Annotated in this window: 8 protein-coding genes and 1 pseudogene; 6 read left to right on the top strand and 3 right to left on the bottom strand. The window is 62.8% G+C overall.

The genetic code is table 11. From position 1 onward, the window contains the following. Window positions 1–92 precede the first annotated feature (92 nt). From ACLP2E_RS20665 to ACLP2E_RS20655, 3 genes are all read left to right on the top strand, one after another. Complete coding sequence (locus ACLP2E_RS20665; RefSeq protein ID WP_442461688.1) at window positions 93–1,424, top strand: heterodisulfide reductase-related iron-sulfur binding cluster; 1,332 nt, start codon at window positions 93–95, stop codon at window positions 1,422–1,424. 2 nt (window positions 1,425–1,426) lie between these two features. Continuing rightward, complete coding sequence (locus ACLP2E_RS20660; RefSeq protein WP_442461687.1) at window positions 1,427–2,002, top strand: DUF3501 family protein; 576 nt, start codon at window positions 1,427–1,429, stop codon at window positions 2,000–2,002. A gap of 80 nt (window positions 2,003–2,082) precedes the next feature. Continuing rightward, a complete protein-coding gene (locus ACLP2E_RS20655; RefSeq protein ID WP_442466972.1) occupies window positions 2,083–2,841 on the top strand; it encodes a bestrophin-like domain in 759 nt (252 codons plus the stop codon). A gap of 26 nt (window positions 2,842–2,867) precedes the next feature. Here the strand turns inward: ACLP2E_RS20655 and ACLP2E_RS20650 are convergent, their stop codons facing one another. From ACLP2E_RS20650 to ACLP2E_RS20640, 3 genes are read right to left on the bottom strand one after another with little or no spacing between them, the layout of a single operon-like run. Then, window positions 2,868–3,320: a DUF4399 domain-containing protein gene (locus ACLP2E_RS20650; RefSeq protein ID WP_442466971.1), complete on the bottom strand. Its 453-nt coding sequence runs from the start codon at window positions 3,318–3,320 to the stop codon at window positions 2,868–2,870. 31 nt (window positions 3,321–3,351) lie between these two features. Beyond that, the gene (locus tag ACLP2E_RS20645; RefSeq protein ID WP_442461684.1) at window positions 3,352–3,705 is read right to left on the bottom strand and encodes a response regulator; all 354 of its coding nucleotides are present in this window, start codon (window positions 3,703–3,705) and stop codon (window positions 3,352–3,354) included. A 27-nt stretch (window positions 3,706–3,732) separates the two neighbouring features. Beyond that, window positions 3,733–5,520: an HWE histidine kinase domain-containing protein gene (locus ACLP2E_RS20640; protein WP_442466970.1), complete on the bottom strand. Its 1,788-nt coding sequence runs from the start codon at window positions 5,518–5,520 to the stop codon at window positions 3,733–3,735. 192 nt (window positions 5,521–5,712) lie between these two features. Here ACLP2E_RS20640 and ACLP2E_RS20635 point away from each other — a divergent pair, with 192 nt between their 5' ends. The 3 genes and pseudogenes from ACLP2E_RS20635 to ACLP2E_RS20625 form a co-directional block, all read left to right on the top strand. After that, on the top strand, window positions 5,713–6,369 hold the full coding sequence (locus ACLP2E_RS20635; protein WP_442466969.1) for a cytochrome c3 family protein: 657 nt from the start codon (window positions 5,713–5,715) through the stop codon (window positions 6,367–6,369). Beyond that, the gene (locus tag ACLP2E_RS20630) at window positions 6,366–9,152 is read left to right on the top strand and encodes a 4Fe-4S dicluster domain-containing protein (protein ID WP_442466968.1); all 2,787 of its coding nucleotides are present in this window, start codon (window positions 6,366–6,368) and stop codon (window positions 9,150–9,152) included. Before ACLP2E_RS20635 ends, ACLP2E_RS20630 begins: the two co-directional genes overlap by 4 nt. Then, window positions 9,149–9,469 (top strand): annotated as a pseudogene (locus ACLP2E_RS20625) (NrfD/PsrC family molybdoenzyme membrane anchor subunit); the annotation flags it as partial. The gene ACLP2E_RS20630 and the pseudogene ACLP2E_RS20625, both read left to right, overlap by 4 nt.

Raw genomic sequence — 9,469 nt, 5'->3', positions numbered from 1 at the left:
CCGGCGCCCGCGCCGGCGATCGAGTCTACAAGGTTTGCAAAACTTAAAGATCCGGTTCCGGGCAAGATCGCTCGGTGTAGAAAGGGTTGATCGTGGCCCCTCCCCCTCGCGAAGGCAATCTGCAGGCGCCCACGCGCCATCCGCTCGACTGGCTTAATCCCCAATTTTACGACGAAACGGCGCTCCACACGGAAATGGAGCGGGTGTTCGATATTTGCCACGGCTGCCGGCGCTGCGTCAGCCTGTGCCAGTCCTTTCCCGCCCTGTTCGATCTGGTCGATAATTCCGAAAGCCTGGAAGTCGATGGCGTCGCCAAGGCCGATTACGCGAAAGTCGTCGAGCAGTGCTATCTGTGCGACCTCTGCTACATGACCAAATGCCCCTATACGCCGCCGCACGAGTGGAATCTCGACTTCCCCCACCTGATGCTGCGCGCAAAAGCCGTCGCGTTCCAGAAGGGCGAGACCAAGCTGCGCGACAAGGCGCTCACCTCGACCGACAGGATGGGCGCCCTCTGCGCCAAGCCGGTGATCGCGCCGGTGGTCAACGCGATCAATTCGTCCAAGCCGATGCGCCAGGCGATGGAGAACGTCGCCGGCATCGCCGCGGACGCCTGGCTGCCTGAATATGCCTCGAAAACCTTGCGCAGCCGGCTACGCGATCTGCCGCGAGAGGCGCAAGGGGAAGCCGCCGGCCGGACCAAGGGCAAGGTGGCGCTGTTCGCCACCTGCTACATGAATTGCAACGAACCGGGGCCGGGCGAGGATCTCGTCGCCGTCTTCCAGCACAATAATATCCCGGTCACGCTCGCTCGACAGGAAAAATGCTGCGGCATGCCCAAGCTCGAACTGGGCGATCTGGAAGCCGTGCGCCACGCCAAGGAGTTCAATATTCCGGTGCTGGCCAAGCTCGTCGACGAGGGCTGGGATCTGACCGCGCTCGTCCCCTCCTGCGTGCTGATGTTCAAGCAGGAGCTGCCGTTGATGTTCCCCGGGGACGCCGATGTGCTGAAGGTGAAAAACGCCTTTTTCGATCCGTTCGAATATCTGATGCTGCGCCACCGGGAAGGCAAGCTGCAACTCGATTTCAAACAGGGGCTCGGCAAGGTTTCACTTCACGCCGCCTGCCACCAGCGCGTGCAGAACATCGGCCCTAAGACCAAGGAGGCGCTGTCGCTCGTTCCCGACACGCAGATCGACCTGATCGAGCGCTGTTCGGGCCATGACGGAACCTATGCGGTGAAGGCCGAGTTCCATGAATTCGCGATGAAGATCGTCAGGCCGGTCGTCGCCCGCGTCAACCAGAACGATCCCGACCATTTTGGCTCGGACTGCGCCATGGCCGGCCATCACATCGGCTGCGCGCGCGGCAAGGGGGAGCCGGAACATCCGATCACGCTGCTCCGCAAGGCCTATGGAGTGTGACCATGCTGACCCGGGAAAAACTCTACAGCCTGGAGGAATATCACCGCCTGCGCCCGGCGTTTCGCGCCAAGGTGATCGCCTTGAAGAAAATCCGCACCGTGCCGCTCGGCGCCCACGCCTCGCTGCATTTCGAGAACGAACTGACCATGCGTTACCAGGTGCAGGAAATGGTTCGGCTGGAGCGGATGTACGAGCCGGAAAAAATACAGGAAGAGCTCGACGTCTATAATCCGCTGATCCCGGACGGGACCAATTGGAAAGCCACGTTGATGATCGAATATCCCGACGCAGAGGAGCGCAAGCTGGCTCTGTCGCGGCTGAAGGGATTTGAACAGGCGGTCTGGATCCAGGTCGGCGAGCTTACCAAAATCCACCCCATCGCCAATGAGGATCTCGACCGGGAAACCGAGGTGAAAACTTCCGCCGTGCATTTTCTGCGCTTCGAACTGACGCCGGAAATGGTCGCGGCCGCCCAGACCGGGGCGCCGATCCGCGCCGGCGTCGATCATCCGTCCTATCAGGCGCAAGTCCTGCTTTCGCACGAAACGAGCGAATCGCTGGCCTCGGATCTCGCCTGAAATCACGCCGGCGCATTGGCTTGGCCGGAGACTTGGGCTAATCCTGAAGCTTGGCCCATGATGCGCCCGGCGTGATCGCAATGTTCGATGTCCCCTATATGGTGTTTCTTGTCTCTTTCGTCGTGCTGTGGAGCGCGGCCTATCTGGGCGATCTGGCGCATAAAAAGTTTCGGGTGCTGAAAGGCGACGAACGGGAAGATTTCGGAGAAGTGCTCGCCGCCAGCCTCACATTGCTGGGCCTGCTGATCGGCTTCAGCTTTTCCATGGCCCTCGCCCGATACGACCAGCGCAAGGGTTACGAAGAGGCTGAGGCCAATGCAATCGGCACCGAATATGTTCGCGCCGACCTTCTGCCGGCGCCGGACGCCGCAAAACTGCGCGGCCTCCTCAAAGAATATCTCGATCAGCGAATCCTGTTCTATGAGACCCGCGACAAGGACCCGCTGTCGCAAATAAACGCCCAGACCGCGAACCTTCAGGCCGACCTGTGGTCGGTGGCCAAAAATGCCGCCAATGCGCAGCCGACGCCCGTGCTCGCCCTGGCCGTCGCCGGCATGAACGATGTCCTCAACGCCCAGGGCTATACGCAGGCGGCGTGGTGGAACCGCATCCCGGCGGCGGCGTGGGTTCTGATGGGGGCCGTCGCGGTCTGCTGCAACTGGCTGCTCGGCTTTCACGCCCGGCGGGCGGGCGCCCTGCTATTTCTGTTTTCGCCCTTGCTGATATCCATCGCCTTTTTTCTGATCTCGGATATCGATAGCCCTCGAGGCGGCATGATCCGCGTGCTGCCGCAGAATTTGATCAACGTCGCGCAAACCTGGGCTCCGCCGTCGAATTGAGCGGCCGCAAGCTGCGACGCCGAAATCTATTTCACGTCGATTTCGATCTTGTCCGATTCGAGTGGCGGATCGTGAGGAACGTGATTGGCGTCGCCGACGATGAGTTGCAAAGTGTGGCGGCCAGGCGGAAGCTCCAGCACCGTCTCGGTCTGGCCGCCGCCGAAATGACGCACATGCGCATCGACCGGCAGGGGCAGGTTCAATTTGTCGCCGGTTGGCGCATCCGTGTCGATCAGCAGGTGATGATGGCCGGTATTGGCCTTTTCAACTCCCGCGGGGGCAACCCCGATCCCCGAAAGACCAAACTTGACGGTCACCTTTCCCGTCACGGTCTCGCCATTGGACGGCGCGATGAAATAGACGCGCGCATTGGCCGGCCAGGGCGATTCGGCCCGAGCGGAGCCGCTCAATCCCATCATGGCGGCGGAAGCGAATCCGAAAAGCGCGGCGACGGCGAGGCGGGATCGGTCAAATCGCATCGAAAAGTCCTTTGAAAGCTCTTCAAAAATCTCAGGGCTTCTGATCCGAGAAGCCGCGCACACGCCTGAGCAGATCCTTGTCGTCGAATGGCTTGTTGACGATGAAGGCGTCGCGGAAATGGGGCGGCAGGTGATCGCGGCCGTAACCGGTGACGAAAACGAACGGAACGCCACGATCGGCCAATATGTCTGCGACGTCGTCAACCCGGCCGCCGACGATGTTCACGTCCAGCAGGGCGCCATGCAGTTCCTCGTCCTTCGCCAGCTTCACCGCCTCGGCGAGCGTCCCCACGGGACCGATCACGTCGAAACCGTCATCCTCCAGGATCCCGCCGATATGGGCGGCCAGAAGGAATTCATCTTCGATCACCAGAATGCGCGACATTCACACCTCCGGGCGCCAAAAGATCCGTCAAGCAACGTTCTGAGGCAGGGGCAGGCTGACTTTACAGACTAATCCTCCAGAAGCAAAATCAAGCTCGACTTTCCCATGCAGGGAATGGGTTAAACTGGATTCGATCAGTCGCGTTCCAAAATGCTTTTGGATCGGTTCGCCGATCGGCGGTCCCCCGCTTTCGACCCATTCGAACTCCAGCAATTCGGCGGCGCCAGCGGGTGACACGGTCCAATGGACGGCGAGCTGCCCCTCGGGCTTCGCCAGTGCGCCATATTTGCGCGCGTTGGCGCCAAGCTCATAGAGCACCATGCCAAAGTGCATGGCGAATTGTGGCGACAGAAACACTTCTGGCCCCTGGCAGACGATGCGCTGATCGGAATCGAACGGCCCCATGGTCAATTGTTCGCGAATCAGATCGCCGAGGTCGGCGCCTTTCCATCCGGCGCGCGTCAGCAAGGTGTGGGCGCCGGCCATGGCGCGGACGCGCCCGTTGAAATTTTCGACGAACACTTGCGGATCGGAATAGGCTTTAGCGGTCTGATTGGCGATAGCCTGCACCATGGCGAGCGTGTTCTTGACGCGGTGGTCGAGTTCTCCAATCAGCAGGCGCTGGGTCTCGGCCGCCGCCTTGCGCTCGGATATGTCGCGCAGGATTACGGTGAACAGAGTTTCGCCATCGACGCGCGCCTGCGAAATCGAGGCTTCGATCGGAAATTCCCGGCCATCAGCGCGAAGGGCCGTCAGATCGCCCAAACGACCCATGGTTCGGCCGCTCACGCCCGTTCGAGCAAAAGCTTCCACATGGTTCGCATGGGCGGAGCGAAAACGCCGCGGGATGAAAATATCGAGCGGCTTGCCGAGGGCGTCCAACCCCTTGCAGCCAAACATCTGTTCGGCGGCGGCGTTGAACAAGGTGATCTTTTGCTGCGTGTCGATGGAAATGACCGCGTCCATGGCGGTTTCAACGACGCTCGCCAACCGGGCCAGAACGGCAATGCGCCTTTGCCGGCCGGCGATTTCCGCACGAGCCCGCGAAAGCCTGACTAAGGCGCCGATACGGGCGATCAACTCCCGAGCGCTATGGGGCTTTTCCAGTATTTCGTCGGCGCCGGCGTCGTAGCCATCGATGCGGACGCTCTCGCTGGAGCGCTCGGCCAGAAGCATGATGGGCAAGGTCGCCGTGCGCTCATCGGCGCGCAAGCGGCGAGTCATCTCGAGTCCGCCGATCCCTGGCGCCGCCACGTCGATCACAAGAAGGGCCGGCGACGCGTTGAGACAGGCTTCCATGGCCGAGGCGGCGTCGGCGGCCAGAACTGTGTCGAAGCCCGCCTCGCGAAGCAGAACGTCAAGCTTTTCGCGCGAGGCAGCGTCGCTGTCGGCGATCGCCACCAATGAACGGGCCGAGCTAGCAGAGCCCCGGCGAGGAACCAGCGCCGTGACGTCTTCAATGTCGTGCAGGATGAACGCCAATCGCCCATCTTCGTCGAGCACCGGCGTATTGACCCGTTTCCAGACCTGCGTTTCATAGCCGCCGTCGCCGTCGGGCGCACGAATTTCATGCAGCCCCATGTCGTCGGGCGAGGCGCTCCGCATGACCCGCTCCAGCGAAAGGCGCAGATTGGCGGCCTCCCCTGCCGCCGGATCGCGGGGATTTTCGCTTAGAACTTCGAACAGCGGCCGCCCGACCAGATTTTCGCGCTTCGCCCCGATCGCCTGCAAATAGCGCCGGTTGACGAAAACCACCTCGAAACCGGCGTCTGCGCGCAAGGCCAGCGAGGCGCGCGGCGCGGCCTCGAAGAGCATTCGATACGCTGAATCCATGCCGATTTTCGAAATTCCAGTCACCGCGTCAATCTAAGCATATTTGTGGCGAAAGGGTAAGCGCGCGTTCCCTCGATCCAGGGGGACCCCGCGCATTGGCGGCCGCGAGGAACCGTCTCTGTTTTCATTCGTTTTCGTCTCCTGTATCGGCGGCTTCAGGCGGCGGGAGCGAGAATGCCACAAATTTTTTCGCCCGCAGGGGACACGATAACCCGCTCAATGCTCCTCGCGGCGGTGATTGCGCCGTTTCTGTTCGTCGCCCTCGCCTACGCCCTTGTGAGATCCTCCTACGTGACCGGCCAGGACAAGGTCGTGACACAACCTGTGCCTTTCAGCCACGCTCATCACGCCGGGCAATTGGGCATAGACTGCCGCTATTGCCACACCGGGGTTGAAAAAGCCGCTTTTGCCGGCTTGCCCCCGACCGAAACCTGCATGACTTGCCATTCACAGATCTGGACCAATGCGTCGATGTTGGCGCCCGTGCGCGAGTCCTTCGTCAGCGACAAGCCTGTTTCGTGGCGTCGGGTCCACGTTCTGCCCGATTACGTCTATTTCGATCACAGCATCCACATCGCCAAAGGCGTGGGCTGCACGACCTGCCATGGCGCTGTCGACAGGATGCCGCTGATGCTCCAGCACGCGCCGCTGACGATGGGCTGGTGCCTGGATTGCCACCGCAACCCCTCCGGGAACTTGCGTCCTCAAGCCGAAGTCTTCGCCCTGAACTGGGCGCCGCCCCCGGATCAGGTGAAGCGCGGCCATGAACTGCTGGCTCAATATGGGATCGCGACCGATCACCTGACCGATTGTTCGGTGTGCCACCGATGAGCCCCGACTTGTCGCGCCGCAACGCCCTGAAACTTCTTGCCGCCAACATGGCGGCTCTGGTCGCCGGTTGCGGCAAGCCGCCTGAACATATTTTGCCTTACGTGCACATGCCGGAGCGCCTGACGCCGGGCGTTCCCTTGCAATTCGCCACGACCTTGCCCCTTGGCGGCTATGGCCGCGGCGTGCTGTGCAGCTCCGTGGAGGGACGCCCGATCAAGGTGAGCGGCAATCCCCTGCATCCGGCGAGCCTCGGCGCGACCGACGTTTTCGCCGAAGCCGACGTGCTCGGGCTTTACGATCCCGACCGCTCGCAGGCCTGCCGTCAGGATGGCGGCCTCTGCGCCTGGGAGGAGGTCGAAGCCGCTCTCAGGCCGAGGCTCGATGCGATCCGGGGCGGAGCGGGGTTTCGCCTGCTCACGGGTCCGATCAGTTCGCCGACCTTGCTGCGGCTGATCGAAGAATTGCGGCGGAAATCTTCAAACTTTCGCTGGCACATTCATGATCCGCTCGAAGATAGCGCCGCCCGCCAGGGATCGGTGCTGGCTTTCGGCAAGCCTCTTTTCTTCCTGCCGCGACTGGGCGAGGTCGAGGTATTGGCGACGCTCGACGCCGACCCGCTGGGTCCGGGTCCCGCGCAGATTTTTCATGCGCGCGGATTTTCCCAAAGGCGGCGAATGCGGGCTGGTGAGATGCGCATGTCGCGGGTTTATGCGCTGCAATCCGCGCCGACCCTTACAGGCGCCAACGCCGACCATGTCGTGACCCTTTCGCCGGGAGACGTCGGGGCAGCGGCGGTCGCGCTGGCGCGAGCCCTCGGGGCGCCGCTGCCCGAGCCAAAACTAACCGCCGCGCTCCAGCGGAAAATCGCCGCCATCGGTCGCGAACTTGCGGCCCATCCGGGCCACGCGCTGGTTCTGGCCGGGCCAAGCCAGCCGCCAGACATTCACGCGCTCACGCATTGGATCAACAAAAAGCTGGCGGCGCCTATCGCCTGTTTCAACCCATCGAGCGATGCGGCGACCCTCGCGGAACTGGCCGCCGATCTCGCCGCCGGCAAAGTCGACACGTTGCTGGTTTGTGGATGCAACCCGGCCTATGACGCGCCCGGCGACAGCCCGATCCGCGACGCGATCCGCAAGGCGCGCTTCAGCCTGCATCACGGGCTTTATTTCGACGAGACCGCGAGCCTTTGCGGCTGGCACGTTCCCGAGTCCCATCCGCTCGAAGCCTGGGGCGACCTGCGCAGCGTCGAGGGAACGGCCAGTTTCACGCAGCCGCTGATCGAACCGCTCTATGACACGCGCACGCTCGGCGCGTTGCTGGCGTGGTTCACGGGAGAAGCCAACGCAAAAGATTACGATCTCGTCCGTGCAACCTGGTCCGCAGAGAAGGGCGCGGATTTCGAGGCGTTCTGGCGCAAAGGCCTTCACGACGGCGTCGTCGCGGGAAGCGCGCCCGTTGCGATCGATCCCGGCGAGCCCGCCTTGCCGAAAATCGAGCCGCCGCCGCCGGATTCCGGCTTCGCGCTGCGAGTGCGGCCCGATCCGAACCTTTACGACGGCTCCTTCGCCAATAACGCCTGGCTGCAGGAATGCCCAAAACCCCTGACCAAGGAAGTCTGGGGCAATTCGATTGGCATAAGCCCCGCCGACGCCGACCGTGTGGGCGTTACGAACGGCGACCGCCTTCGGCTTTCAACGGGCGATCGCGCCATCGTCGCGCCCGCGCGGATCGATTCCGGCTGCGCCGAGGGCGTCCTGAGCCTCGACCTCGGCCACGGACGAGCGCAGGCGGGCCATATCGGAACCGGGATCGGAGCGAACGCTTACGCCCTGCGCTCCACCGAGGCGCTGTGGTCCATCGCTGGCGTCGAAGCGCGCAAGGAGGACGGCGGACCGGGCTTTCTTTCCACGCAAAAACAGTTCGAGATCGATGGCGACCGGGAAAATATTTTCCCCTCGGAAACTCTCGACCGATTCACGGATCTCTCGGCTGGCCAGGCGGACCCTCCCTCGCTTTATCCGGAGCACGATTACGCGCGGGCCGATGCGCGCTGGGCCATGGTGATCGACTCCGCCGCCTGCATCGGCTGCAACGCCTGCGTCGTCGCCTGCCAGGTCGAGAACAACGTTCCTGTCGTCGGACCGGAGGAAATCGCCCGCAACCGCGACATGCACTGGCTGAGGATCGACGCCTATGAATTGGGCGGGCCCGACGGGCGGGTCGGCTTCCAGCCGGTGCCCTGCATGCATTGCGAGAAGGCGCCTTGCGAGCCGGTCTGCCCCGTCGAGGCCTCCGTTCATGACAGCGAGGGGCTCAATGTGCAGGTTTACAATCGCTGCATCGGCACGCGCTTTTGCCAGGCCAATTGCCCTTACAAGGTCCGTCGGTTCAATTTTTTCGGCTATGCCGACGGCCAGGATTTTTCCGATCTCGGCGCCCAAATCATGCACGCCCGTTTCAATCCCGACGTGACCGTGCGGGCGCGCGGCGTAATGGAAAAATGCACCTATTGCGTCCAGCGGATCAGCGGCGCACGGCGCGAGGCCGAAAAGCAGCAAAGGCCCTTGCGCGAAGGCGACGTCACGACGGCGTGCCAGGACGCCTGCCCGACACGGGCCATCCATTTTTGCGATCTTGCCGACAGGAACAGCGCCGTTTCGCGCCTGCGCCAAGAGCCTCGGCATTTTGCCTTGCTGGGCCAGCTAGGGACCAAGCCACGCACCACCTATCTCGCCGACGTCCGCAACCCCAATCCAGAGATGGAAGGGGGTGGAAAATGAGCCTTGCCCCGGCTTCGGCCCCATCCCGCCTGCTGCCCTTGGGCGCGACCGACCGGCAGATCACCGACGCCATTTCCGCGCCGCTGCTGGGCAGGAAATCCTGGCGGCGCTGGTGGATCGCCGTCGCCTTCACCCTTCCCTTCCTGGCGCTGACCCTTGCCGGCCTGCTTTCGCTGGCGGTTGAGGGCGTTGGCACGTGGGGCGTCAACACGACCAATGTCTGGGGCTTCGCCATAGCCAATTACGTCTGGTGGATCGGCATCGGCAACGCCGGGACATTGATCTCCTCGCTGCTGCTGCTGACGCGGCAGGACTGG

This window comes from Rhodoblastus sp., from assembly GCF_052145335.1.
Lineage (GTDB): Bacteria > Pseudomonadota > Alphaproteobacteria > Rhizobiales > Beijerinckiaceae > Rhodoblastus.
The sequence above is the reverse complement of the archived record's forward strand: the minus strand, read 5'-3'. Positions and strand labels throughout refer to the sequence as shown.